At 70.9% G+C, this 23,768-nt stretch carries 23 protein-coding genes and 2 pseudogenes; 11 read left to right on the top strand and 14 right to left on the bottom strand.

Annotation, left to right across the window (positions count from 1 at the left end; all coding sequences use genetic code 11):
* On the bottom strand, positions 1-1,155 hold the full coding sequence (locus ACWC2T_RS26955; RefSeq protein ID WP_450672991.1) for a sensor histidine kinase: 1,155 nt from the start codon (positions 1,153-1,155) through the stop codon (positions 1-3).
* Between the two features lie 116 nt (positions 1,156-1,271).
* Between ACWC2T_RS26955 and ACWC2T_RS26950 the strand changes: the two genes are divergently transcribed.
* Genes ACWC2T_RS26950 through ACWC2T_RS26940 form a run of 3 tightly spaced genes read left to right on the top strand, consistent with a single transcriptional unit; the run spans position 1,272 to position 3,396 of the window.
* Positions 1,272-2,192, top strand: a complete 921-nt coding sequence (locus tag ACWC2T_RS26950) for an ATP-binding cassette domain-containing protein (RefSeq protein WP_450672938.1) — start codon at positions 1,272-1,274, stop codon at positions 2,190-2,192.
* Between the two features lie 2 nt (positions 2,193-2,194).
* A complete protein-coding gene (locus tag ACWC2T_RS26945) occupies positions 2,195-2,911 on the top strand; it encodes an ABC transporter permease (RefSeq protein ID WP_450672937.1) in 717 nt (238 codons plus the stop codon).
* A 41-nt stretch (positions 2,912-2,952) separates the two neighbouring features.
* A complete protein-coding gene (locus ACWC2T_RS26940; protein WP_450672936.1) occupies positions 2,953-3,396 on the top strand; it encodes a hypothetical protein in 444 nt (147 codons plus the stop codon).
* On the opposite strand, the gene mug is transcribed toward ACWC2T_RS26940, so the two are convergent.
* Together mug and purB are read right to left on the bottom strand one after the other, a co-directional pair.
* Positions 3,397-3,945: a G/U mismatch-specific DNA glycosylase gene (gene mug, locus ACWC2T_RS26935; RefSeq protein WP_450672990.1), complete on the bottom strand. Its 549-nt coding sequence runs from the start codon at positions 3,943-3,945 to the stop codon at positions 3,397-3,399.
* Positions 3,942-5,387, bottom strand: coding sequence for an adenylosuccinate lyase (gene purB / locus ACWC2T_RS26930; protein ID WP_450672935.1), 1,446 nt, complete (start codon positions 5,385-5,387; stop codon positions 3,942-3,944). The genes mug and purB overlap by 4 nt, the downstream gene beginning before the upstream one ends.
* 594 nt (positions 5,388-5,981) lie before the next feature.
* On the opposite strand from purB, the gene ACWC2T_RS26925 reads away from it, so the two are divergent.
* Positions 5,982-6,155 (top strand): hypothetical protein, encoded by a 174-nt coding sequence (locus tag ACWC2T_RS26925; protein ID WP_450672934.1) that lies wholly within the window; start codon positions 5,982-5,984, stop codon positions 6,153-6,155.
* A 293-nt stretch (positions 6,156-6,448) separates the two neighbouring features.
* Here ACWC2T_RS26925 and ACWC2T_RS26920 read toward each other — a convergent pair whose 3' ends face one another.
* The gene (locus ACWC2T_RS26920) at positions 6,449-7,438 is read right to left on the bottom strand and encodes a helix-turn-helix transcriptional regulator (RefSeq protein ID WP_450672933.1); all 990 of its coding nucleotides are present in this window, start codon (positions 7,436-7,438) and stop codon (positions 6,449-6,451) included.
* 93 nt (positions 7,439-7,531) lie between these two features.
* On the opposite strand from ACWC2T_RS26920, the gene ACWC2T_RS26915 reads away from it, so the two are divergent.
* The 4 genes from ACWC2T_RS26915 to ACWC2T_RS26900 all read left to right on the top strand — a co-directional run bounded on the left by ACWC2T_RS26915 (position 7,532) and on the right by ACWC2T_RS26900 (position 9,955).
* Entirely contained in the window at positions 7,532-7,930 is a 399-nt protein-coding gene (locus ACWC2T_RS26915) for a VOC family protein (protein ID WP_450672932.1), read from the top strand.
* Positions 7,931-8,220: 290 nt separating this feature from the next.
* Positions 8,221-8,667 (top strand): hypothetical protein, encoded by a 447-nt coding sequence (locus ACWC2T_RS26910; RefSeq protein WP_450672931.1) that lies wholly within the window; start codon positions 8,221-8,223, stop codon positions 8,665-8,667.
* Complete coding sequence (locus ACWC2T_RS26905) at positions 8,655-9,263, top strand: hypothetical protein (protein WP_450672930.1); 609 nt, start codon at positions 8,655-8,657, stop codon at positions 9,261-9,263. Before ACWC2T_RS26910 ends, ACWC2T_RS26905 begins: the two co-directional genes overlap by 13 nt.
* Entirely contained in the window at positions 9,263-9,955 is a 693-nt protein-coding gene (locus ACWC2T_RS26900) for a hypothetical protein (RefSeq protein ID WP_450672929.1), read from the top strand. Before ACWC2T_RS26905 ends, ACWC2T_RS26900 begins: the two co-directional genes overlap by 1 nt.
* Here ACWC2T_RS26900 and ACWC2T_RS26895 read toward each other — a convergent pair.
* From ACWC2T_RS26895 to ACWC2T_RS26860, 8 genes and pseudogenes are all read right to left on the bottom strand, one after another.
* Positions 9,956-10,066, bottom strand: a pseudogene (locus ACWC2T_RS26895) (IS481 family transposase); the annotation flags it as partial.
* Positions 10,067-10,162: 96 nt separating this feature from the next.
* Positions 10,163-11,011, bottom strand: coding sequence for an SGNH/GDSL hydrolase family protein (locus tag ACWC2T_RS26890; protein WP_450672928.1), 849 nt, complete (start codon positions 11,009-11,011; stop codon positions 10,163-10,165).
* A 555-nt stretch (positions 11,012-11,566) separates the two neighbouring features.
* Entirely contained in the window at positions 11,567-12,580 is a 1,014-nt protein-coding gene (locus tag ACWC2T_RS26885; protein ID WP_450672927.1) for a hemolysin family protein, read from the bottom strand.
* Positions 12,577-13,920, bottom strand: coding sequence for a hemolysin family protein (locus tag ACWC2T_RS26880; protein WP_450672926.1), 1,344 nt, complete (start codon positions 13,918-13,920; stop codon positions 12,577-12,579). Before ACWC2T_RS26880 ends, ACWC2T_RS26885 begins: the two co-directional genes overlap by 4 nt.
* Before the next feature lie 153 nt (positions 13,921-14,073).
* Positions 14,074-14,499, bottom strand: coding sequence for a GNAT family N-acetyltransferase (locus tag ACWC2T_RS26875; protein ID WP_450672925.1), 426 nt, complete (start codon positions 14,497-14,499; stop codon positions 14,074-14,076).
* 45 nt (positions 14,500-14,544) lie between these two features.
* A complete protein-coding gene (locus ACWC2T_RS26870) occupies positions 14,545-15,432 on the bottom strand; it encodes an LLM class F420-dependent oxidoreductase (protein ID WP_450672924.1) in 888 nt (295 codons plus the stop codon).
* A 45-nt stretch (positions 15,433-15,477) separates the two neighbouring features.
* Positions 15,478-18,048: an ABC transporter permease gene (locus ACWC2T_RS26865; protein WP_450672923.1), complete on the bottom strand. Its 2,571-nt coding sequence runs from the start codon at positions 18,046-18,048 to the stop codon at positions 15,478-15,480.
* Between the two features lie 4 nt (positions 18,049-18,052).
* Positions 18,053-18,844 (bottom strand): ABC transporter ATP-binding protein, encoded by a 792-nt coding sequence (locus ACWC2T_RS26860; RefSeq protein WP_450672922.1) that lies wholly within the window; start codon positions 18,842-18,844, stop codon positions 18,053-18,055.
* Between the two features lie 117 nt (positions 18,845-18,961).
* Here ACWC2T_RS26860 and ACWC2T_RS26855 point away from each other — a divergent pair, with 117 nt between their 5' ends.
* The 3 genes and pseudogenes from ACWC2T_RS26855 (at position 18,962) to ACWC2T_RS26845 (ending at position 20,005) form a co-directional block, all read left to right on the top strand.
* A complete protein-coding gene (locus ACWC2T_RS26855) occupies positions 18,962-19,207 on the top strand; it encodes a toxin-antitoxin system HicB family antitoxin (protein ID WP_450672921.1) in 246 nt (81 codons plus the stop codon).
* A 4-nt stretch (positions 19,208-19,211) separates the two neighbouring features.
* Positions 19,212-19,298 (top strand): annotated as a pseudogene (locus ACWC2T_RS26850) (fic family toxin-antitoxin system, toxin component); the annotation flags it as partial.
* Positions 19,299-19,420: 122 nt separating this feature from the next.
* Positions 19,421-20,005 (top strand): hypothetical protein, encoded by a 585-nt coding sequence (locus tag ACWC2T_RS26845; RefSeq protein ID WP_450672920.1) that lies wholly within the window; start codon positions 19,421-19,423, stop codon positions 20,003-20,005.
* Positions 20,006-20,026: 21 nt separating this feature from the next.
* Here ACWC2T_RS26845 and ACWC2T_RS26840 read toward each other — a convergent pair whose 3' ends face one another.
* Together ACWC2T_RS26840 and ACWC2T_RS26835 are read right to left on the bottom strand one after the other, a co-directional pair.
* Positions 20,027-22,336, bottom strand: coding sequence for a tyrosine-type recombinase/integrase (locus ACWC2T_RS26840; RefSeq protein ID WP_450672919.1), 2,310 nt, complete (start codon positions 22,334-22,336; stop codon positions 20,027-20,029).
* A gap of 185 nt (positions 22,337-22,521) precedes the next feature.
* A complete protein-coding gene (locus ACWC2T_RS26835; protein WP_450672918.1) occupies positions 22,522-23,760 on the bottom strand; it encodes a tyrosine-type recombinase/integrase in 1,239 nt (412 codons plus the stop codon).
* Positions 23,761-23,768: the final 8 nt, after the last annotated feature.

Here is a 23,768-nt window from a genome sequence, read left to right as displayed (position 1 = left end):
TCAGCCGAGCGGCAGCTCCGTGCGCACCTGCCAGTCCCCTTCGTCCGGCCCGGTACGGGCGCTGCCCCCGAGCAGCGCGGCGCGCTCCCGTATGCCGCGCAGACCGCTGCCCCGCCCGGGCCCGGGTATCGCGGCCGTCAGCGGATTGCGGACCTCCAGGACGAGCGTGCCGTCGGCGACGCACACCCGGACCCGCACCGGCACGGCCCCCGCGTGCCGCAGCACATTGGTGAGCGCCTCCTGGAGAATGCGGTACCCCTCCCGCGAGACGAGCCCCGGCACCGCCGCCACGGGCCCGGTAACCTCCGCGTCGACCTTGGCGCCGGAGGCACGCGCCGAGTCGAGCAGACGGTCGGCGTCGGCCAGCGTGGGCCGGGCACTCACCGGCCGCTCCGACTCGCGCAGCACTCCGAGCACCCGCTCCAGATCCTCGAGCGCGGCCCGGCCGGTTTCCTCGATGGCCTCCAGGGCCCGGTCGGTGAACTCCGGATCACCGGCCGCCCGCGCCGCCCCCGCCTGCACCACCGCCACCGTCAGGGCGTGCCCGATCGAGTCGTGCAACTCCCGCGCGATACGCGTGCGTTCGAGGAGCTGGTCGGTGCGCTCCTCCAGGGCGGCCAGCCGCTCGGCGGCGGACGGCCCGAGGAGCTGGCGCGCGCACGCGGTGATCAGCTTGCCGAGTCCGACGACGACCCCGTACAGGGCGAGCAGAGGGAGCGGCGCCAGCAGCGCGTACGCCCGGTTCGGGGACAGCTGGTTCAGGAACGGGATGTCGGACGGCACCTGTCTCCAGGCGCACGCGGCCACTTCATAGGTGAGCAGCAGTCCCCACACTGTGGCGAACATGGCGACCCAGCCGAGCGCCATCCGCAGCTCGAGCCACACCAGCGTGCGCATCCGGTCCCGCCAACTGCTCGACGGCGTCTCGGAGATCCCCGGCTCCTCCTCACCGGGCGTCAGCAGCAGCCGGGCCTGCACCCCCTCGCCTCTGCGCACGGCGGGCAGCAGGCCGAGCGGGACGAGCACGAGTGCGGGCACCCAGGGAGTCGACATGTCGATGAACATCCACACGCTGACGATCAGCACGGGCACCCACAGGTGCAGCAGCCGCGTGTACGTCGTACCGCGCAGCAGCGGGCGCAGGAAGCGGGGCATGTGGACCATGACGTCATCGTCGCAAACGGCACTGACAACGGGCCTCCCCCGCCCGGGGGAGACGGTCTCCACCGGCGGGGGAGGAGTCAACTGCCGGAAACCGCGAGGCTGAAGCCATGACCAGCATCGACGTACGAGACCTCACCAAGGAGTACGGCGCCCGGCGGGCCGTGGACCGCCTGACCTTCCGTGTCCGCCCCGGCCGCGTCACCGGCTTCCTCGGCCCCAACGGCGCGGGCAAGTCCACCACCATGCGGCTCGTCCTCGGCCTGGACCGGCCCACCTCCGGCACCGCCGCGATCGGCGGCCGGGCCTACGCCGAACTCCGCGAGCCCCTGCGCCGGGTGGGCGCCCTGCTGGACGCGCGCGCCGCGCACGGTTCCCGCACCGCACACGACCATCTGCGGGCCCTGGCGGTGAGCAACCGCATCCCCGGCCACCGGGTCGACACGGTCCTGGAGCAGACCGGCCTCGCCGAGGTTGGGCGGCGCCGGGTGAAGACCTACTCCCTCGGCATGCGCCAACGGCTCGGCATCGCCGCGGCCCTGCTAGGCGACCCCGAGGTGATCCTCCTGGACGAGCCCGCCAACGGCCTCGACCCCGAAGGCATCGCCTGGATCCGCACCCTGCTGCGCGGGCTCGCCGCGGAGGGCCGTACCGTCCTGGTCTCCAGCCATCTGATGCACGAGACCGCCGCCTTCGCCGACCACCTCGTGATCCTTGGCCGCGGCCGCCTCCTCGCCGACACCCCCGTCCAGGAGTTCATCCACGCGCGTGTACGGCCGCAGGTCAGGATCCGCACCACCGACGCCGCCGCGCTCGGCGACCTGCTGGCCCGGCACGGCCACGACGCCACCCGGCACGAGGACGGGACGTGGCTCGTGCGGCACGCGCGCGTGGACGACCTGGGCCGGCTCATGTCCGAGGCGGGCGTACCCGTACTGGAACTGGCCACCCAGGAGGCCACCCTGGAGCAGGCCTACTTCGATCTGACCGCCGCCGAAGCCGAGTTCACCGCCCAGCCCCAGGAGGCTTGACCATGCCGTTCACATCGGTTCTGCACGCCGAATCGATCAAGATCCGGACGCTGCGCCCGCTCGTCGGTGCCCTCGCCGCGATCCTGCTCGCCACAGCCGCGTTCTCCGCGCTCGCCTCCGCGTCCCCCCACTCCGGCGACACGGACCCGCTGTTCTCGGCGTTCTTCGGCATCAGCTTCGGCCAGATCGCCGCGATCGCCTTCGGTACGACGGCCGTGTCGTCGGAGTTCCGGGGCGGCGCGCTGCGGCTGACGCTGGCGGCCGTGCCGGACCGGCGGCGCTGGTTCGCCGCGAAGGCCACGGCGATCGCGCTGCCCGTCCTCGCCGTCGGACTGCTCACCGGGGCGGTGACGCTGCTGGTGGGCAGGTCCGTCCTCGGTGCGTCCGGCCCGACCTGGGCACAGGGAGTGCGCGGCGTCGTCGGCTGCGGCCTCCAGCTCACGCTGATGGCGCTGTTCGCGGCCGGACTCGCCGCCGTCCTGCGCAGCGGCGTCGCGACCCTCGCCGTCCTGATCCCGTTCCTTCTGATCGTGTCCTTCGTCGTCGGTGACATGTCCTCGGGCATCGCCGACTTCCTGCCCGACCGGGCCGGCCAAGTGGTCCTGCACAGCTCCTGGGACGGCCCCCTCGGCCCCTGGAGCGGACTCGCCGTGAGCGCGCTGTGGACGACGGCGGCGCTGCTCGCGGCCACCTGGACCCTCGACCGCCGGGACGCCTGACGGCCCGCCAATTGTCAGTGCCGCCCGCTTTACTGGATCGCATGGACATCGCGAACTGCCTGACCGTCATCGACCTGCTGTGCGCCCGTGGGTTCCCCGCGGATCACAGCCGGACGGAGCACGGCGAGAGCGGGCCCGGATTCCACATAGTGGCCTTACAGACGAGTGGTGACTTCTGGGAGGACGACGGCACGGAGTGGGAGGAGACGGCGGCGCAGTACGAGGCCGACCGCGACGGTCTCGCGGAGCGGCTCACCGAGCGGTGGGGACTGCCGCAACGCTTCAGCCTGAGCAGCGTCTTCGGCCGGGCGATGGAGGGAGAGGACATGGCGGAACCCTGGGCCGGGCTGAGCGAGCACGTGCCGGACGTGCACCTGTGGCAGGCGCCCGAGTCGGGCAGATGGGTCGCCCTCGGTGTGTCCCACGGGTACAAGGAGCTGCCGTTCCAGCTCCTCGGGATAGTGACCGAGACGGACCCGCCGTGATCACCCGCATTCGGCGGCCAGTCGCAGCCGGGCGAACTCCTCCGCCATCGTCGCCGCCGTCCAATGGGCGTTCAGGCCGCTGGGATTGGGCAGCACCCACACTCGGGTGCCCCCGAGCGCCCGCTCCTGGGGCCCCACCTGCGCCCTGCGGTCGCCGAAGGCGGCCCGGTACGCGGTCACCCCGACCACGGCGAGCCACCGTGGCCGCAGCCGTGTCACCTTTTCGCTCAGCAGCTGCCCGCCCTCGACGTACTCCTCGGCGGTCAGCTCGTCGGCCCGCGCGGTCGCCCGCGCCACGACGTTCGTTATGCCCAGCCCGTACGACAGCAGCTCCTGCTGCTCGGCCGGCTTCAGCAGCCTCGGCGTGAAGCCCGACAGGTGCAGCACCGGCCAGAAGCGGTTGCCGGGGCGGGCGAAGTGGTGACCGGTCGCCGCCGTCATCAGCCCCGGGTTGATGCCGCAGAAGAGCACCCGGAGGCCGTCCGCGACGACGTCCGGTACCAGACGGTCGCGGGCGGCCTCCAGGTCCGCCTTCGTCAGGCGGGTCAGAGGATCGCTCCGGGGGTGTACCCGGCGGCCTCCGGGTGCTGCTTGACGATCTCCTCGATCCGGCCGACGACGACACCGACCTGGTCGGCGGCGGCACCGGTGAAGGACAGCTTGTCCGCCATCAGCGCGGCCAGCTGGTCGCGGTCGAGCGGCAGGCGGTCGTCCGCGGCGAGCTTGTCCAGCAGGTCGTTGCGCTCGGCACCCTGCTCGCGCATGGCGAGCGCGGTGGCGACGGCGTTCTCCTTGATCGCCTCGTGCGCGACCTCACGGCCGACCCCGGCCCGCACGGCGCCCATGAGCACCTTGGTGGTGGCGAGGAACGGCAGGTAGCGGTCGAGCTCGCGGGCGACGACGGCGGGGAAGGCGCCGAACTCGTCGAGGACCGTCAGGAAGGTCTCCAGCAGGCCGTCCAGCGCGAAGAACGCGTCCGGCAGCGCGACCCGGCGCACCACCGAGCAGGACACGTCGCCCTCGTTCCACTGGTCGCCGGCCAGCTCGCCGGTCATCGAGGCGTAGCCGCGCAGGATCACCATGAGGCCGTTGACGCGCTCGCAGGAGCGGGTGTTCATCTTGTGCGGCATGGCGGAGGAGCCGACCTGGCCGGGCTTGAAGCCCTCGGTGACCAGCTCGTGCCCGGCCATCAGCCGGATCGTCTTGGCGAGCGAGGAGGGGGCGGCGGCCAGCTGGACGAGGGCGGTGACGACCTCGTAGTCCAGCGAGCGCGGGTAGACCTGGCCGACGGAGGTGAACGCCTGCGAGAAGCCCAGGTGCCGGGCGATCCGGTTCTCCAGCTCGGCGAGCTTGGAGGCGTCACCGCCGAGCAGGTCCAGCATGTCCTGTGCGGTGCCGACCGGGCCCTTGATGCCGCGCAGCGGGTAGCGGCCCAGCAGCTCCTCGACGCGGCCGTGGGCGACGAGCAGCTCGTCGGCGGCGGTCGCGAAACGCTTGCCGAGCGTCGTGGCCTGCGCGGCCACGTTGTGCGAGCGGCCGGCCATGACCAGCTCGGCGTACTCGCCGGCCAGTTTGCCGAGGCGCGCCAGCACGGCCACCGTACGGTCGCGCATCAGCTCCAGTGAGAGCCGGATCTGCAGCTGCTCCACGTTCTCGGTGAGGTCGCGGGAGGTCATGCCCTTGTGCACGTGCTCGTGCCCGGCGAGGTCGTTGAACTCCTCGATCCGCGCCTTCACATCGTGCCGGGTGACCTTCTCGCGCTCGGCGATGGAGGCGAGGTCGACGGTGTCGAGGACGCGCTCGTAGTCGGCGATCGCCTCGTCCGGCACCTCGATGCCGAGGTCCTTCTGGGCGCGCAGCACGGAGAGCCAGAGCTGCCGCTCCAGCTTCACCTTCTGCTCGGGGGACCAGAGCGTGGCGAGCTCGGCGGAGGCGTAGCGTCCGGCGAGGACGTTCGGGATGCGGGGCTTGGCGGGCGCGGCAGAAGTCACGTGTACTGATTCTACTGGTGGTTTGTGCAGGCCAACGCCATGCCCCGGTTCGGCGGAAGCTACGAGACCCCGGTCACCGTGTTACGCCTGGGCCTCGTACGGCAGCAGTTCCGGACGCTTCGGCGGGCGGCCGTCCGTGATGTCGCCCGGCGTGTCGAATGGGCCTGGGTGTGTCTTGGAGAGTCTGCTTGAGCCATGAGTTCGGCCTGGTGAGGGTTGGCAAGACCATGTTCGCGGTCGCCCCGGCCGCGGTCGAGGCGGGGCACCGCGTCTACTTCACGACCGCCGCCGAACTGGCCGCGAAATGCCACAAGCGGCCCTCGAGGCCGCTGGCCCCGTCCCGATCCGCAACGGCTGGTGCGCCCGCAAGAGCAACAGCCCCGGCGCATCTACAAGGGGGGCAGCACGAGACGCCGATGCACCTACGGCCACGGCGGCCCTGCCTCACGGCACCGGCCGGCTGCCCACGCCAACCTCCGTATGCAATCTTCCCGAAACGCTTGACCCCACAGGATTTGAACATGTTCAACTAGGGGTCCGGGAGTCGAGAAGGAACTGCCGTCATCCGCGCGGCAGATCTCACGAGGAGGCACGGTGGGTTCCGGTGCGGTGGTCATCGCATACGCCTTCCTGATCTACACAATCCTGATGGCGCTGTTCTGCGTCTTCATCGGGTCCAGGACCTCCTGGAGGATGGGCTGGCTCATATCAATTCCAGTGATCTTCGCGCCCTGGGGCTTGGTGCTGATTGGGTTCGCCATCTACTGACCGGTCCCGGCGGCCGCGACCGGGACGGCGCCGACCGACGGTGGGCAACTCTGATCAACGGCGTCATCGCCGGGCGACAGCGGTGACGGGTGGCGTCACGGAACTGCGGTCAGAGCCGCTTTCAAGAATCGCTATCACCCTCAAGACGGACGACGTCCATCGCACGGCGCAGGGCACGCCCTCGGGCGCCGCCCCACCAGTAGAGCTCCACCGCCCCAGAGGAATACGTCACCTCCGAATACGTGCATTCCACCGGTTTAGGCGTGCCGTCTCATGACATTGGTTCCTCGTGGTCAGGCTTGGCGAGCGTAGGACGCGAGGCGATCGGCGAGTGCGATGACGAGGTCGCGCAGTTCATCGGGGCGCTCGATGACGAACGGCCGGTCGAGTGAGGCGAGTACCGGAGGCAACCAGTCCAGCCGCTCCGCCCGTAGCTCGACGCGCAGCCAGCGCTCGGTCGCCTGGTGCTCGCCTGCCACGGGCGCGTACTCCGCCAGGTTCGCGACGCTGGCGGGAAGGTGGGCACGGATCTGCTCAACCGTCCCGTGGATCCGCAAGGTCACCTCGTGCCGGTACTCGGCCGTGGCGAAGGCTGACAACATGCGCTGTGCCGGATCGGGACCCGCGGGCGCTTCGAATGAGCCGGGCAGGGTCCGCGCGTCTGCGATGCGATCGAGCCGGAAGGTTCGGTCCGCGCCGATCTGGGCGTCCTTGCCCGTGACGTACCACCGACCCGCGTGGGCGACGATCCCGTACGCGTGCAGCGTGCGTTCGCTGCGCCGTCCGTCGCGGTCGGTGTAGCGGATCGAGACCGGTCGGCGGTGGCGCACCGCATCGGCGACGGTGAGCAGGACCTCAGCGTTCGGGGTGTCGAAATCACTGGGCTGATCCGTGAAGGCGACGGCCTCCAGGAGTGTGTCGAGCCTGCGGGCGATGTGCTTGGGCAGCACCCGCCGGATCTTCGCCGCTGCCGTCTCGCTCGCCGTGCGCTCCGTCGTCGTCAACCCCGCTCGGCGACCGGCGACCAGGCCGAGCAGCACGGCCAGCGCCTCGTCGTCGCTGAGCATGAGCGGAGGCAGGCGGTACCCGGGGGCGAGCCGGTACCCGCCGTAGCGGCCGCGCACCGATTCCACGGGGACGTCCAGGTCGATCAGCTGGTCCACATACCGCCGCACGGTGCGCCCTTCGACACCGAGCCGGTCGGCGAGTTCGGCCACCGACCGGGTGCCGCCCGACTGCAGCAGTTCCAGGAGTGTCAGCACGCGGCCGGTGGGTCGAGGCACGTTCGCAGCCTAACGCGAATACAGGACCGATTCTGTCCACTATTTCTCCTAGCCTGCGACGTGCACGCCTCCAGCACAGCCGAGGAGATCCCCATGGACTTCGTCTCGATCCGCATCATCACCAGCGACGTAGCGCGCCTCGTCGAGTTCTACGAGCGAGCCACAGGGTCGCGGGCGATGTGGGCCACCGAGGACTTCGCCGAACTCAAGACCGCGGGCGCCACCCTCGCGATCGCCGGCACCCGCACGGTCCCGCTGTTCGCTCCGGGCTCTGCCCGCCCGGCGGACAATCACAGCGTGATCACCGAGTTCCTCGTCGACGACGTGGACCGCGTTCACCAGAACCTGACCGGCTTCGTCACCGACTTCGTCACCGAGCCCACCACGATGCCCTGGGGCAACCGGTCGCTGCTGTTCCGTGACCCCGACGGCAACCTCGTCAACTTCTTCACCCCCGTCACCCCAGCGGCCATCGAAAAGTTCGCACGCTGACGCCACGCACAGCCGCTCGTGGGGGAGCCCTGAGATCCCGGGGCTCCCGGTGAACGCGGCCGCCGAGTCCGGGAGCGCCACCAGCAGGGGACATCGGAACGCACCGCTGACCCCCGAAGGACGTCTGCGCTTGTGCCTGCGGTACGACGCCGGACGTCCGATCGCGGACATCGCTGACCTGCGGCGGCAGACCAAGCACGGGCCGACCCGGCTCGCCGCCGACCTGCAGTGGCTGCACAGCGTCGCACTCGTGCCGGCGACCGTGCACCGCATCCTGGTGAGGCGAGGACGTGGGCCGGCTCCGGGACCTGGATCCACCGACCGGCGAGCAGCTGCGCGAGGTCATCCGCTACGAGCACGACCGGGTCGGCGACCTGGTTCACGTCGACGTCAAGAAGCTCGGACGCATCCCGAACGGCGGCGGCCGGCTGATGCACGGCGTCGGCACCGAGTCCGCCCGCGCCTCCAAACGCACCGGTTCCCGCACCGGCACGGTCGGATACACGTACCTGCATTCGGCGCTCGACGACCACGCCTGGTTCGCCTGCACCGAGGCCCCGGACGACGAGAAGGCTGTCACCGTGGTCGCCTTCCGGCACCGGGCCGTTGCCTTCTTCGCCGCCCACAGCATCACACCGATCCGCCGCTGCCTCACCGACAACGGCGCGTGCTACGACGGACCCCCGCTTTTCAGCCTGACGACCCCGTTCGTCACACTGACGCCGTGCCTCGAATAGCCACCGCCACCTCGTCCCGGCAGGTCCGCTGCCTCACCGCGATGGCGTTTTTCGGTCCGCCGGTGATCGTCGGGCTGTCGTTGCTGGCCGCCAATCCGGACTGGAGCGGGCTCGGACTGGTGCTCGGGACCTTCGCGCTGATCGCGACTCTCTCGCTGATGGTCATCGCAGCGCCGAACGGGTGGTTGATCGTCGGCGGGGTGATCGTGGGGATCGCCGCGCTGTCCGGGCCGGGGCCGGTGCTGCAGGCGGAGGTGATGGCGCACCAAGGGCAGCGGGTGCAGGTGCGGGTCACCTCGGTGAAGACGTACCAGGGCAAGCACGGGCCGGAGTACACCTGCCTTCTGGGGCGGGTGGACGGCAAGCCGCTCAAGCACGCCGAGCTGGGCAACGACTCCTGCGACGGGCCGATGGCAGTCGGGCGGACCGAGGACGTGCTCGTCGACCCGCACGGCTGGACGGCCCCGGAGCCGGCCGAGACGGACTACAGCGGGATCGACATCGCCGCGTGGGCCCTGCCGGTGGTACTGGTGCTCTTCGAGCTGCTGGTCTGGCTGTCCCGGCGGGTCGGGCTGCGCCGGTTCGAGGCCCGCTGATGGCGCAGGGGTCCCGGAAGAACGTGGCCTGGCCCCCGCACGTGGTGCGGCGGCTCGCCCGCATAGCCGCGCTCGTCCCCCTGCTGATGGTGGGCATCGGCGTGCTCGGCACCAGCCCGGACTGGTTTCCGGCGGCGCTGATCCTCGGTGTGCTGACCGTGGCCCTTGCGATCGCGGTGCTGATGGCGACCGCGACCAAGGGGTGGGTGTTCTTCGCCGGGCTGATCATCGGACTGGCCGTCGTGCTCGGCTCCGGGCTGGTCTTCCAGGCCGCGCTGATGCAGAGCCAGGGACAGCGTGCCGAGGTACGGATCACCTCGGTGTATACGACCAAGGGCAAGACCGGCCCGATCTACCACTGCAGGCTGAAGCGGACCGACGGCAGGCCGATGGACCACGCCGACATCGTCGGCATGGGCTGCAACGGCACGGAGGACGCGGGCACCACCGAGGACCTGCTGGTGGACCCGAGCGGTTGGCTGGCCCCGCAGCCCGCCGATCCCGACTTCAGCTCCCTCCCCGTCGGCGTCGTGGGCGTCGGCGTTGCGATCGGGTTGTGGGAGCTGACTGTCTGGCGGACTCGCCGGATCGGCCTGCACGAGGCCGTGGCGAACCCGACGGCGCCCGGCCGGCCGAGCGGTGCCAAGCCGAGCGCCGACAACCGGAGCAAGAAGAAGCGCAAGCGGCGCTAGGCGGCTGGAGCGGTCATCCATGCCCTCGGCGCCCTGCCGGCGGTAGCGGCCGGCCCAGCGGGCGGCGGTGGTGTGGCTGACCTGGAAGCGGCCTGGCCTCAGCAGCTGCCAGTGCTCCGCATCCCGCGCCGTCGGCGCGCAGGAATACGGTCGGTGCGAGCCCGCCCGCGACTTACTGTAATCGGCGCACGCCGGGCGGGCTCAGGGTCAGGGCCCCACCCGTCGCCAGTCCGTCACAGGGCCGGGGTTTGTGTGGTCCGCTGGGGTGACCCAGAAGGCTTTGCCCAGCTCAGCGCTGAAGTGGGCGCCTGTCCGGCCGTCCCCTGAGGAGCGGCCGGTCAGGCGCCGGGCTATCCAGGGGAGCAGGTGTTCGCGGGCGAACCGCACGTCCGCCACGCGGCGCGTCAGCCAGCCCGGTGGCACCGTGGCCGGCATCGGCACATGCCACTCGGTGTCCTCCGGCTCGTAGCCGAGCGTCTGCCACACCGCCTCGGCGACCCGGCGATGCCCCTCCGCCGTCAGGTGCAGCCGGTCCACGTCCCACAGCCGGGGGTCGGCCAGCGCGGGTGCCTCGTACAGGTCGACCACGACCGCGCCGTGCCTGCCGGCCAGCTCCTCCACGCAGGCGAACAGCTCCTCCATACGGGGCCGGAACCGTTCCAGCACCGGGCCCTGCCGACCGGGGCTGCGCATCAGCACCAGCTGCTTGCAGGCCGGCGCCAGCCGCTCCACGGCCTCGGTCAGCAGGCCCTTCACCCGGCCCATGTCGCACTTGGGTCGCAGGGTGTCGTTGAGCCCGCCGACCAGCGTGATCACGTCGGCGTTCATGGCCGCCGCCGCGTCCACCTGCTCGTCGACGATCTGCCCGATCAGCTTCCCGCGCACGGCCAGATTGGCGTACCGGAAGCCCGGCGTGCGGTCGGCCATCCGCGCGGCGAGCAGGTCGGCCCAGCCCCGGTAGGAGCCGTCGGGCAGCAGGTCCGACATGCCCTCGGTGAAGGAGTCGCCGACCGCGACCAGGCTGTTGTACGGGGGAGGAGTGGGATTCGTCTGCATGGCGTCAGCGATGGTATCCCGCCTCCATACCCGCCGGTCGGTCACCCCAGAAACCCCCACCACCCCACCTCCGGCCCCGGCCTCCCAACCCCAGCCCCGCCCACACTCCGCCCCCTGGACCCGCGCGAGCTCCGACCCGTCCGACCCCCGGCCGGTCAGCCCCGCCGGATCCGCCGGGTCCTCCAGCGCCCGGGGCCGCCCAGGCCTCCGGTTTCTGGACCCGCCCGGTCCTCCAGCGCCCAGGCCCGGATCCGCCCGCCCCCGGCCAGTCAGCCCCACCGGACCCGCCCGGCCCCCGGACTTGCCCAGGCCCGGATCCGCCCCGCCCCCGGCCGGTCGGCCCCCGCTGGACCCCCGGCCAGTCAGCCCCACCGGACCCGCCCGGCCCCCGGACTTGCCCAGGCCCCGATCCGCCCCGCCCCCCGGCCGGTCGGCCCCCGCTGGACCCCCAGCCCCCAGCCCCACCCGTGCCTCCGGCCCCGGCCTCCCAGCCCCAGCCCCGCCCACACTCCGCCCCCGCCCCACCCCTTCAGCCCCGGCGGATCCGGTGGAGGCTCAGGCGGGTTGGCCGAAGAGTTGGCGTAGCACGTCCTCCATGGTCACCAGGCCTGCCAGGCGGCCGTCGTCGCCGAGTACTGCCGCGAGATGGGTACGGCTGCCGCGCATCGCGGTGAGCACGTCGTCCAGGGGGGTCCGTTCCCGTACGCGCGCGATGGGCCGCATGTCCCGCAGCCGGAACGGCACGTCCCGCGGCGAGGCGTCCAGCGCGTCCTTGACGTGCAGGTAGCCCACGATCCGACGGCCCACGTCGACCACCGGGAACCGGGAGAAGCCCGAGTCGGCCGACAGCCGCTCCAACTGCTCCGGGGTGACGCCCATATGCGCGTACACCACTCGCTGCAGCGGCACCACGACATCCCGCACCGGCCGGCTGCCCAGCTCCAGGGCGTCGTGCAGCCGCTCCTGCGCGCGGTCGTCGATCAGACCCGCCTGGCTGGCGTCCTTGACGATCTCGGCGAGCTCGGTGTCCGTGAAGGTGGCCGCGACCTCGCCCTTCGCCTCCACCCTGAGCAGCTTCAGCAGCCCGTTGGCGAAGGCGTTGACCGCGAAGATCACCGGGCGCAGGGTACGGGAGAGCGCGACCAGCGGCGGGCCGAGCAGCAGCGCGCTGCGCACCGGTTCGGCGAGCGCGATGTTCTTCGGGACCATCTCGCCCAGCAGCATGTGCAGATAGGTCGCCAGGGTCAGCGCGATCACGAAGGACACCGCGTGACCCGCGCTCACGGGCACACCGACCGCGCGGAACACCGGCTCCAGCAGATGCGCGATCGCCGGCTCGGCGACCACACCCAGGACCAGCGTGCACAGCGTGATGCCGAGCTGGGCGGCGGCCAGCAGTGCGGAGACGTGCTGCAGGCCCCACAGCACGCTCTTCGCGCGCCGGTCGCCCGCCTGGGCGAGGGGTTCGACCTGCGAGCGGCGCACGGAGATCAGCGCGAACTCGGCGCCGACGAAGAAGGCGTTGACGACCAGGGTAGCCAGACCGATCAGCAGCTGTACGGCGGTCATCGCGCCCCCTCCGCGGTCTCCTGGGCCTGCTCGTCGTCCAGGGGCGCGTGCAGCAGCACCCGCGCCGCCCGGCGGCCCGTGGCGTCCACCACGTCCAGCCGCCAGCCCGCGACCTGGACCGTGTCACCGGTCACCGGTATCCGGCCCAGCAGGGTCGCGACCAGGCCGGCCAGGGTCTCGTACGGCCCCTCGGGCACCCGTAGTCCCACCCGCGCGAGCTGGTCGGTGCGGGCGGCGCCGTCGGCCGAGTACAGGGCCCGGCCCTGCTCGTCCGCCCCGGCGGGGGCGAGGTCGGGCGTCTCGTGCGGGTCGTGCTCGTCCCGCACCTCGCCGACGACCTCCTCGACGATGTCCTCCAGGGTCGCCACGCCGGCCGTGCCGCCGTACTCGTCGATGACGACGGCCATGGTGCGCCTGCCGCCGAGGCGGTCCAGCAGCCGGTCGACGGTCAGGGACTCGGGGACCAGCAGCGGCTCGCGCATCACCTGGGCGACGGTGCGATGGCGCCGCTGGTCGGCGGGGACGGCCAGGACGTCCTTGATGTGGGCGGTCCCGACGACCGAGTCCAGGCTGCCCTGGTAGACGGGGAACCGGGACAGGCCGGTGGCCCGGGTCGCGTTCGCCACGTCCTCGCAGGTCGCCTGCGACTCGAGGGCGATGACCTGGACGCGCGGGGTCATCACGTTCTCCGCCGTCAGATCGGCCAGGTTCAGCGTCCGCACGAACAGCTCGGCGGTGTCCGGCTCCAGGGCGCCCTCCTTGGCGGAGTGCCGGGCGAGGGCCGCGAGCTCCTGCGGACCGCGTGCGGAGGCCAGTTCCTCGGCCGGCTCGATGCCGAACCGGCGCACGACGCGGTTGGCCGTGTTGTTCAGGTGCGTGATGAAGGGCCGGAAGACCGCGCTGAACAAGCGCTGCGGGTTGCCGACCCGCTTGGCCATGGCCAGCGGCGCGGAGATCGCCCAGTTCTTCGGCACCAGCTCGCCGACGACCATCAGGAACACCGTCGACAGGGCCGTACCGAGCACCAGGGCGACCGAGCTCGCCGCACCCTCCGACAGACCCATCGCCCGGAAGGGGCCGGCGAGCAGCTTGGCGATCGACGGTTCGGCGAGCATGCCGACGACCAGGTTGGTCACGGTGATCCCGAGCTGGGCGCCGGAGAGCTGGAAGGTCAGGTTCCGTACGGCCTTCAGGGCGCCGGCGGCGCCGTGCTCACCGCGCTCGGCGGCCCGCTCCAGCTCGCCGCGCGCCACCGTGGTCAGCGAGAACTCCGCCGCCACGAAGGCGCCGCAGGCCACTGACAGCAGGATGGCCACCAGGAGGAGCAGCACTTCGGTCATCGGGTCACCCCCGTCCCATGATCGGACAGGGCGCGACACGACGCGCGATGGCACGGACCGGGAGGCTCGCCCATGGGCGGACGCTCACAACCTTTCACAGAGGGCCGAGTGCTCCCTCCATGGTAAAGGATGGGCAAAGATGGCTCAGTGTCTTCAGTCGGTGAGCGGCTTCACCCAGCGCCGCCAGTGCTCCTCGGGGCCGTAACCGGCGGCGCCCCAGGCGTGGTGCGCGGTCTCGTTGCGGACCAGGACCATCGCGTCCGCGCGCCGCCCGCCGAGCCCCGCGAACCGCTCCTCGGCGGCGGCCAGCAGCGCCGAGCCGATGCCCTGACGGCGCCGCTCCGGATGTACCGCGAGCCGGTACAGATGGCAGCGCCAGCCGTCGAAGCCCGCGATCACCGTGCCCACCAGCTCGCCGCCCTGCTCGGCCAGGATCAGCGCCTCGGGGTCGCGGGCCACCAGCCGCTCCACCCCGTCCCGGTCGTCACTGATGCTGGTGCCCTCGGCGGCCGTCTTCCAGAAGGCGAGGACGGAGTCGAGGTCGGTGCGGGCTGCCGGGCGGATACACAGATCGGTCATGTGATCATCGGAGCATGCCGCGTGAGCCGCGCGCGGGGATTTCCATCATGCGGACTCTGCGCGCAGCCGCTCCATCACCGGCGCGAAGGCCTCCATGTACGGCTCCAGCACGGTCAGGTAGGAGAAGCCGAACCGCTCGCGCTGTGCCCGCACCCGGGCGACGAGCTCCTGAAGCGGACCGGCCAGCACGATGGGCAGGGCCAGCGCGGCGTCCGGGGTCAGCTGCGGCTGCCGCTCCAGCAGCGGCTTCAGTACGGGCTCCGGGTCGTCGGTGACCGCCACGAGCTGGATCAGCAGGTTCAGTTCCGCCGGTTCCGCCCGGCCGGCCGCCAGGCCCCGGTAGCGCGCCACCCGCTCGTCCAGTTCCTCGGCGGTCAGCGGCTCCAGCGATCCGGGAGCGGGTCCCGGCCGGGCTCCGGTGAAGGCCGCGATGTCGGCGTGCTCGGCGGTCAGCCGCAGCATCCGGTCGCCGTTGGCGCCGATCAACAGCGGCACCCGGGGCTGGGCGGGGCGGGGCTCGTGCTCCTCGGAGCCGAGCAGTCGCTCCAGCTCCTCGACCGTGCGCCGCAGATGGTCCACCCGCTCGCGCGGTGAGCCGTACGGCAGCCCCGCCGCCTCGTGCTCGGCCGGCACATACCCGGTGCCCAGCCCGAGTTCGAGGCGCCCGCCCGTGAGCGCGTCCGTGGTCGCCACCTCACGGGCCAGCAGGGCCGGGTGGTAGAACCCCGCGTTGAGCACGAACGTGCCGAGCCGGGGCCGACGCGTCGCCTCGGCCGCCGCGACCAGTGCCGGGAACGGAGCGGGCATCCCGAGGTGATCGGGGACGAGGATCACGTCGTAGCCCAGCTCCTCGGCGCGTCGGCACTTCGCACGCCAGTCGGCGGCCGGCGCGGGCGTGAGCAGGTTGACCCCGAAGCGGAACGGACGCGGCATGAACTCTCCTACAGGGCAGCCGACTTGGTGATCGCTGCGATTCCATCACTCGTGGGCGATCGCCGCCAGCACGTTCATCCGCGACGCCCGCAGCGCCGGCAGCAGCGCCGCCACCACGCCCACCACCGCCGAGCCGATCACGACGGCGACGATCGTGCTCCAGGGGATCGCCAGCGCCGTCAGCCCGCGCAGGGCCAGCACCTGCTGCATGCACACGCCCCAGACGAGTCCCAGCGCCAGCCCGAGGACCGCGCCGAACACGGCGATCACCACCGACTCCAGCCGGATCATCCGGCGCAACTGCCGTCGCCCGAGCCCGATCGCGCGCAGCAGCCCGATCTCCCGGGTGCGCTCCACCACCGACAGGGCGAGGGTGTTGACCACCCCGAGCACGGCGATGACGATCGCCAGCCCGAGCAGCGCGTACACCAGATAGAGCAGGACGGCGATCTGGTCGTGGACCAGGTTCTTGTAGTCGGTCTGGTTGCGCACCTGGACCTGCGGGTACGGCCTCAGCGCGCGCTCCAGGCGGGGACGCAGGTCCTGCGGTTTCGTGCCGGTGGCCGCGTTGACGTAGAGCGCGGAGTCCAGCGCGGCCGGCGCGTACTTCTCCAGGGTGGCGAGGCCGAAGTAGAGGCCGCCCTGGGCGCCGAAGCCCTCGGCCGTCTGCTGCTTGGTGAGCGCGGCGACCGTCAGCTCGGCGTGCCGCCCGCCCGGGAAGGCGACCGGGAGGACGCTGCCGACGCGCACGCCGTGGTCCCTGGCGAAGTCGGCATCCATGGCGAGGTGTCCCTCTGCCAGCGCCGCCGCCGAACCGCCCTGCGCGTAGGTGAGGTGCACGACGTCGTCCAGCCCGGGACCGTACGCGGCGGCGGCCGTCGTGACCCGGTCGCCCTTCGGCAGCCGTACGGCGACCTGGGTGAGCCGCTGCGGTACGACGAGCGCCACGCCGGGCGTCCGGGCCACGGTGTCCCGCACCTGCCGGGTGAACGGGGTGAAGTTGGTGTTCTGGACGATGAAGTCGGCGCCGAGCGTCTTGTCGATCTGCTGGTCGAAGGACGCGGACATCGAGGCGCTGGCCATCGACATCCCGCCGACCAGAGCCAGCCCCACCATCAGCGCGGCGGCGGTGGCCCCCGTACGACGCGGGTTGCGCAGGGCGTTGCGCTGGCTCATCAGGCCGACCGGGCCGAACAGCGCGGGGAAGGCCGCGCCCAGCACCCGGATCACCGGCCGCACCAGCAGCGGACCGGCGACGACGGTCGCGATCAGGGTCAGGGCCACACCGAGACCGAGCAGCGAGGCCGCCTGGGCGGTCTTCGTGGCCGCCACGCACCCGGCCAGCGCCGCCGCGCCGACCGTTCCGATCACCGCGCCGACGACCGCCCGTGTCCGCAACGGCTTGCCCACACCGGCGACTTCCGCATCCACGAGCGCCGCCATCGGCGAGACGGCCGCCGCGCGCCGCGCGGGCAGATAGGCGGCCACGAACGTGACGCCGAGACCGACGACGTACGCTGCGACGGGCGTGCCCCAGCCGATGACCATCTCCGTGGCCTTCAGGTTCATCCCGAACGCGCCCATCAGCCGGATCAGGCCCAGCGCAAGGCCGATCCCGGCCGCGAGGCCGAGCGTGGAACCGACCAGCCCGAGCAGCAGCGCCTCCGCGAGCACCGAGCGCCGCACCTGCCGCCGGTCCGCGCCGAGGGCCCGCAGCAGGCCCAGTTCACGGGTGCGCTGGGCGATCAGCATGGAGAAGGTGTTGACGATGAGGAACACGCCCACGAGGAGGGCGACACCGGCGAAGCCCAGCATCACGTACTTGATCACGTCGAGGAAGGTGCCGAGGCTGGCCGCCGCCGACTTGGCCTGCTCGTTCGCGGTCTTCAGGTCGTAGGTCCCGGTGCCGATCGCCCGGGCGACACGCCGCTTGAGCTCCGCGTCGGACACCCCCTTGACCGCGTCCACCGCGATGCTGGTCGCCCTGGCGGGGGAACCGAGCAGTTCGCGGCCCGCCACCGCCGGGTCCAGGAAGACCAGGGCCGCGCCGGGGTTGGTGGTGGTGAACGTGGCGATGCCGACGACCCGCACCCGGAACGTGCCCGGCTGTGCCTGCACGGTCAGCGCGTCGCCGATCCGTACGTGCTTCTTGTCGGCCGTGTCGGCGTCCAGCAGCGCCTCACCCGCGCCGTGCGGGGCATGGCCGGAGGTGAGCTTCACGGGGCTGCGGTGGGTGACGTACCAGGCCATCGCGATGGTCGGGGCCCCGGTGGTCGGGCCGACGGACCGGTTGCGGCCATCGACCACGACGGCGTTCTGCACCGACACCTCGGCGCGGGCCGCCGCGACCCCGTCGACCCGCGCCACGCGGTCCCGCAGCGCGGCCGGCAGCGTCTGGACCGAGCCGCTCACCCGGGCCGACCGCAGGTCCAGCTGTTTCGGCTGGACCGTCACATCGGCGGCGGTGGAGGCGAACAGCCGGTCGAACGTGCGCGTGACCGTGTCGGAGAAGATCAGACTGCCCGCGACGAACGCCACGGACAGGATCACGGCGAGCGCGGACAGCGCGAGCCGCCCCTTGTGTGCGAGGAAACTCCTCAGGGTCGCCTTGAGCACCCGGTCAGTCCTCTCCGGCGGTCGGGGTCCGGGGGTTCGCCCCGGGAAAGACACGCATGCGTTCCAGTACGGCGTCCGCCGTGGGCCGTTCCATGTCGTCCACGATGCGCCCGTCGGCCAGGAAGAGCACCAGGTCGGAGTGGGCGGCGGCGCCGGGGTCGTGGGTGACCATGACGACCGTCTGCCCGAGATCGTCCACCGCGCCGCGCAGGAAGCCCAGCACCTCCAGGCCGGCCCGCGAGTCGAGGTTGCCGGTCGGCTCGTCCGCGAAGATCAGCTCCGGCCGGGAGGCCAGCGCCCGCGCGCACGCGACCCGTTGCTGCTGACCGCCGGAGAGCTGGGCGGGCCGGTGCGTGAGGCGGTCGCGCAGGCCGAGCGTGTCGATGACCTGGTCCAGCCACCGCGGGTCGGGCCTGCGGCCGGCGATGTCCATGGGCAGGGTGATGTTCTCGGCGGCCGTCAGCGTCGGGATGAGGTTGAAGGACTGGAACATGAAGCCGACCCGGTCCCGCCTGAGCCGGGTCAGCTCCCGGTCCCGCAGCCCGGTGATCTCGGTGTCGCCCAGCCACACCTGGCCCGCCGACACCGTGTCGAGCCCCGCGAGACAGTGCATCAGCGTGGACTTCCCGGACCCCGAGGGCCCCATCACGGCGGTGAAACGGCCGCGCGCGATGTCCACGTCCACCGAGTCCAGGGCGATGACGGCCGTCTCGCCGGAGCCGTAGGCCTTGGTCAGCCCGCGGGCGCGGGCCGCGACCGCGCCGCCCGGCGGGTGCTGCGCAGCAGGTGTGGACAAGAGCGCCTCCCGGTCGCCTGAACCGCCCGTCCCGGGCGAGCGTAGGCGACAAGCCGACCCGGCGCACCGGTTCGGCGCACCCTTGCCTTGCTAGCGCGCCGGCGCTAGCGTCGAGGCATGGCGAAGACCCAGCTGAACGTGCGCGTGGACGAGGGCACCGCCCGCGCGGCCCGCGAACGCGCCCTGGCCCGCGGCATCAGCGTCAACCGGTACATCGAAGAGCTGGTCAGACAGGACACCGGCGAGGCCGGCCGTACATTCGTCGAGGCCGCCGCCGACTTCATGAAGCAGTACGAGTCCGTGTTCGCCGAGGAGTTCGCCGAGACCCGCGGCACCGGTGCCGGTATCGAGGACGGCCGCTGATCCCTTGAACGAGCTCAGCATCGACCTCGCCTGGCTCCTCATGCTCGCCGAACAGAAGACACCCGGGGACCCGCAGGTCACCGACTGGGGTTTCTCTGAACTAACTGAATAGCCTCCGAGTGAGGGATCCACGTTCGCACTTCGCTTCCGGCGAGGTGCTTCTTTGTTTCTTGGGTCGGGTCTGTGTCGGTGGCTCCTGTTAAGGTCCGCGCCGTGACCTCAACCGATCATCTGCTCGCATTGATCCGGGACACCCCGGACGTCGCTGACTTGCTGCATTCCTCCTTCGAGTTCGGCATCTCCTGCAATGAACACGGCGAGGCGGTCCGCGCGGCCTCTGGTGCCTCGCTGGAGGCCATCGCTGGTGACTGGGCCGGCGGGACCTTCTTCCTGTGCCGTGACGAAGACGGGCGTCGCCCCGTGATGTATGCCAGTTCCGAGGGCCAGGGCGGTCTGATCGCCGATGACTTGAAGCAAGCGTTGGAGATCATCACTGGTCTGGCTGTGTGGCAGGACTGCCTGAAGTTCTCGGGCGGCGGAAGGCTGGAGGCCATGGAGGCCGCTGCTGTACTCCTCGAAAAGGATCGAGTCAGCGACGAGCCTGCGATTGTCGAGCATCGGGCGCAGGTTGCTGCGGCCTTGTCACTGGACCGGGTGCCTGTGTCCGAACTCGTCGCCCGGTTGAGGAGTGCCGTGATGAGGACGGAACCGGACCACCTGGTAGTCACTGAGTCCGGGGATGAGTACGAGTCACTCTTTGGAAAATTCGTGCCCACCGACAACCCGGGCTGGCGATGAGCCGAGCCCGGCCTCGCTGCGTCAGTCATCGTGTGCTGAGGGTTCTGGGCCGGTGACGGTTCGCCCGACCACGCGGCTGAGGTCGGGCATGCCGAGGTGGACGGCGGAGCGGCCGTCGAGCTGTGCGAGCTTGGCCTCCGCCCCGGCGAGGCTGACTTTGAGGCCGGCAATTTCCCCGCGCCAACCTTCACGTTCGGCTTCCTCGATGCGGGCGATGAGGTTGTCGCGGATCTCGGCCAGGCGGGGCCTCTGGGCGGGGTCCGGACGGAGCATCGAACAGCGGACGCACGCGTGCTCGTGGATGCAGGGGGTGCCGTAGGCGCGTCCACAGGTGCCGAGGGAGACTTTGCGGAGTTCGAAGTGGCCCAGGAACTCCTCCCACTCCTCGTCGGTGGGGGTGCGGTATTCCTCGCTGGGCCGCATGGACCGGCGTCGGGCGATGAACGCGCGGTGCTGCTCGATGGCTTCCTGGGGATAGATCGCCTTGTAGCCCATGGTGGTGTTGATGTCGCGGTGGCCGCAGATGATCTGGGCGATGTGCGGGGGCAGACCGTTCATGATCATGTCGGTGACGAACATCCTGCGGAAGTCGTGCGGCGTGAGCCGTAGCGGCTGGCCGTCGGGGTCGACCAGGCCCTCGCCCTGGAGGATGTCGTTGATGAACCTGCGGAGGACGGTTCCGGTGACCGGCCGGTCCTCGGTGCCGAGCTTGTACTGAAACAGCAGTGGGAGGGGTGGGTTCCAGACGCGTTCGTGGGTGTCGTAGGCGCTGATAAGCGGGATGGCGCCGTCGGCTCCGCGGACGCGGCTGACAATGGTGCTGAGGACGTCAGCGAGTTCGGGACTGATCAGCAGGAGTCGTTCGGTGTCGGTCTTGGATGGCGCGACCTGGAGGAGGGGGACGAGTTCGCCAGTGGTGGGCAGCCGGTATTGCACGAAGCTGTGGTGGTTGAGCTCGTGCAGCTCTTCGATCCGGATGCCAGTGTGCCGCAGGACTTCGATCGCGGCCCAGGCCCAGAACGTGGCGTGCTCCTCGTAGGTGAGGTTGCGTACTTCTCCAGTGGCCGTGTCGGTGACGCGGATCGTGTTGGCGTCCCTGCGGACGGTGGTGGGCCGCAGGTAGGTGATGCCCTCGAAGGTGAGAGTGGTGCCCGGCTCGGTCTCCTTGGCCACGGCCAGCAGCTGTGCGGCGGTCGCGCGGCGACGCTCTGCGATGGCGATCACGGCCGGCAGCAGGGGGAGCCGGTGACGGGTGCGCTGGTGCATGCGTGCCCGGGCCCGTTCGATCTGCTTGCGCTGACTGACCTCGTGCGCGCGGATCGGGCAGGGGGCGACGTGCGCTGCCCAGCGGGCCGGCTCCTCGGCTGCCCATTGAGCAATGTCCAGGTAGAAGGCCCGCACCAGGGTCAGACAGTGGTTGACGTTGGTCCGCGGCTCCTTGACCTCGCTGAGGGTGCCGTCGGTTCCCCGGACGGCGCGGCTCTTGAACATGATCCGCTGCTTCCAGGCGGTGACGACATCAGGTGGCAAGTCCAGCGAATCGATGCCCGGGTGATGTTCCTCCAGGTTGCGCCAGAACAGGAGGCCGATCGTGTAGGAGAGAGACTTGAGGGTCGTGTAGTCGAGCGCCGCCTGGCGTTCCTTCAAGTACTCGACGAGCAGATTTCGAACGGGGCGGCACTGGAGTCCGTAGCGGTCGATCAGCTGCTCGCACGTCATCTGGCCTTGGGCGGCGCGGAAGGCGCGGGCGCTCAAAGGTGCGTCCGGTGGGAAGCACCCATAGCCCACCAGGAGTTGATAGAAGAGCGTCTTGCCCTGGCCGCCCCGTGAGTGTGTGGTGTCCTGGGTGTCCAGGATCTCGATGCAGTCTCCGACGGTGATGTCGGCGACCATCCCGCCCTTGGCGGCCAGGATGGTCGAGATGCGCTTGAGGGCGACGCCGGAGGAGAAGCGCCGCGGCACCGGTGTCATGCCCGCGATCTGGTCCCGAAGGCGGGCGAAGCCCTCCGGGTCCCGGATCTCCCCCATAGCGGCGACCAGGCTGGTGAAGGGGTGGCTGAGCATCCAGCGCATGCTGGGACGGAAGACGTCCGCGCAGATGAGCCGACGAAGGCCGGTGCCAAGATCCTTGAAACCGTAGTCCTTGTCCCAGCCGCGGGCTTGTAGCCAGGGCTCTGCCAACGCCTTCCAGCTGTCGTCGCCCAGATGCTCCTCAGCACCGCTGGCGAGCCACTTTTCCTGCCAGTTCAGGCCCGGGTGGGTGCTGAGCCAGCCGAGTACCGCTGTGACCCCGCGCCGGACGCTCGGCAGCGTCGTGGAGCGAACCCCCATGCAGAGCATCTCGACCAGATCATCAGGACACCGCTCAGCCGCCGGCCAGGAAGCCGGGTTCATGCGGGCTGGGTAGCGGGCACGGAGGGCAGCCTGGCTCTGAGCGCCGATGCCTTGCTCCTCGCGCTGCTCTGGCAGACTCAACCCGGTTCGGCGGGCGACAGTCCCACGAGGTCCGGCCGGCTTCACAGGGCCACCCGTCCGAACAGCACGTCCAAGCTCTCGGACGAGTAGCCAGGAGCCGGAGGTGGCGCCTGCCGGGCGGCGGCATTCGCCTCTTGCCTGGCATGATGCGCCAGGACATTCTCGATGACCTCGTCGCCCGTGGGCGTCATGTAGAGCTGTGTGGTCGTCAAGCTCGCGTGGCCCATGACCCACTGGACGTCCACGAGCGGGATTTTGGGGTCCCGCGACATTCGGTAGGCCGCGGTGTGCCGCAGGTCATGCAGGGTCCAGTTGGAGCCCAGGTCCGCGTTCACGCGCTCGAACATGCGGTGAGCAGCGTGATAGGTCAGCGGCTTCAGCGGTCGGCGCAGAGTCCACCACAGAGGCCGCGATCGGCCCTTAGGCAGCCGACCGCGTAGCTCGGCTTGGTAGAGCCGAAGCCAGACGAACGCATCCGGCGACGCGGGCAGCGGTTGCACCGCCCCGGTGCCCTTGCGAATCACGGTGATCAGCTGCTGTCCCGGGTCGGCGTCGCAGAATCTGGCCCCCAGAAGCTCGGAGGCGCGGGCCCCGGTGGACACCCAGAAAGCCACCAGGGCGCGGTCTCGGTTCGAGCTGAGCGCGGCGAAGATCTCGTTGAACCGGTCGTCCGGGATCATCCGTGGGATCCGCTTGGGGACCTTGGGCCGGTAGCGGCCCTGGCGCTCATTGCGGAAAAGGTCCATCGGGTTGTGATGCGCGTTCGCCCGGCCCAATGCGCGGGCCCTGACCAGCGGGAACGGGTTCACCAACGGTCCGGTTCCTGCTTCCTGGTGGAACTCGTAGAACTTCCGCAGCACTGTCTCGGTGTGGGCCCGCGTCGATGCCTGGTACTTCCGGCCAGGCTTCGGTTTGCCGGTCACTGCGTTAACCGCGTCCCCGGCCTTCCGCTCTGCGCGGCCGACGCGCGGCTTGTCAGTGTGCTGGAGCCAGTGCATGAAGTCCCGGGCCTCGACCCGCGTCGCCCGGTCCCAGTCGACCCCGACAGCCGCCAGGAACCGCCACCACCGCAGCAGCCCGTTGCCGTACGCGTACACCGTCGACTCGGACCGGTGGCAGCCCAGCAGATCCCGGAAGTACTCCGCTACCGGCTCGACCACCGCGCCGGACGCATCCACCAGTCGGTACGGCTCCCACACGTCCTCGGTCTTCACCAGCTTGCCGACCTGGGGGACGACCAAGGCCGACAGATCACGTACAGGCGTCTCTGAGTCGCTCATGGACCGAC

It is taken from the genome of Streptomyces sp. NPDC001393 (assembly GCF_053597455.1).
The sequence above is the reverse complement of the archived record's forward strand: the minus strand, read 5'-3'. Positions and strand labels throughout refer to the sequence as shown.

What these genes read in the sequence shown, in the direction of transcription:
- ACWC2T_RS26885 (WP_450672927.1), bottom strand. Translation starts at nt 12,580, where the DNA reads ATGACCGCCGTACAGCTGCTGATCGGTCTGGCTACCCTGGTCGTCAAC.
- ACWC2T_RS26875 (WP_450672925.1), bottom strand. Translation starts at nt 14,499, where the DNA reads ATGACCGATCTGTGTATCCGCCCGGCAGCCCGCACCGACCTCGACTCC.
- ACWC2T_RS26950 (WP_450672938.1), top strand. Translation starts at nt 1,272, where the DNA reads ATGACCAGCATCGACGTACGAGACCTCACCAAGGAGTACGGCGCCCGG.
- ACWC2T_RS26870 (WP_450672924.1), bottom strand. Translation starts at nt 15,432, where the DNA reads ATGCCGCGTCCGTTCCGCTTCGGGGTCAACCTGCTCACGCCCGCGCCG.
- ACWC2T_RS26900 (WP_450672929.1), top strand. Translation starts at nt 9,263, where the DNA reads ATGGCGCAGGGGTCCCGGAAGAACGTGGCCTGGCCCCCGCACGTGGTG.
- ACWC2T_RS26855 (WP_450672921.1), top strand. Translation starts at nt 18,962, where the DNA reads ATGGCGAAGACCCAGCTGAACGTGCGCGTGGACGAGGGCACCGCCCGC.
- ACWC2T_RS26840 (WP_450672919.1), bottom strand. Translation starts at nt 22,336, where the DNA reads ATGGGGGTTCGCTCCACGACGCTGCCGAGCGTCCGGCGCGGGGTCACA.
- ACWC2T_RS26880 (WP_450672926.1), bottom strand. Translation starts at nt 13,920, where the DNA reads ATGACCGAAGTGCTGCTCCTCCTGGTGGCCATCCTGCTGTCAGTGGCC.
- ACWC2T_RS26940 (WP_450672936.1), top strand. Translation starts at nt 2,953, where the DNA reads ATGGACATCGCGAACTGCCTGACCGTCATCGACCTGCTGTGCGCCCGT.
- ACWC2T_RS26955 (WP_450672991.1), bottom strand. Translation starts at nt 1,155, where the DNA reads ATGCCCCGCTTCCTGCGCCCGCTGCTGCGCGGTACGACGTACACGCGG.
- ACWC2T_RS26915 (WP_450672932.1), top strand. Translation starts at nt 7,532, where the DNA reads ATGGACTTCGTCTCGATCCGCATCATCACCAGCGACGTAGCGCGCCTC.
- ACWC2T_RS26835 (WP_450672918.1), bottom strand. Translation starts at nt 23,760, where the DNA reads ATGAGCGACTCAGAGACGCCTGTACGTGATCTGTCGGCCTTGGTCGTC.
- ACWC2T_RS26890 (WP_450672928.1), bottom strand. Translation starts at nt 11,011, where the DNA reads ATGCAGACGAATCCCACTCCTCCCCCGTACAACAGCCTGGTCGCGGTC.
- ACWC2T_RS26945 (WP_450672937.1), top strand. Translation starts at nt 2,195, where the DNA reads ATGCCGTTCACATCGGTTCTGCACGCCGAATCGATCAAGATCCGGACG.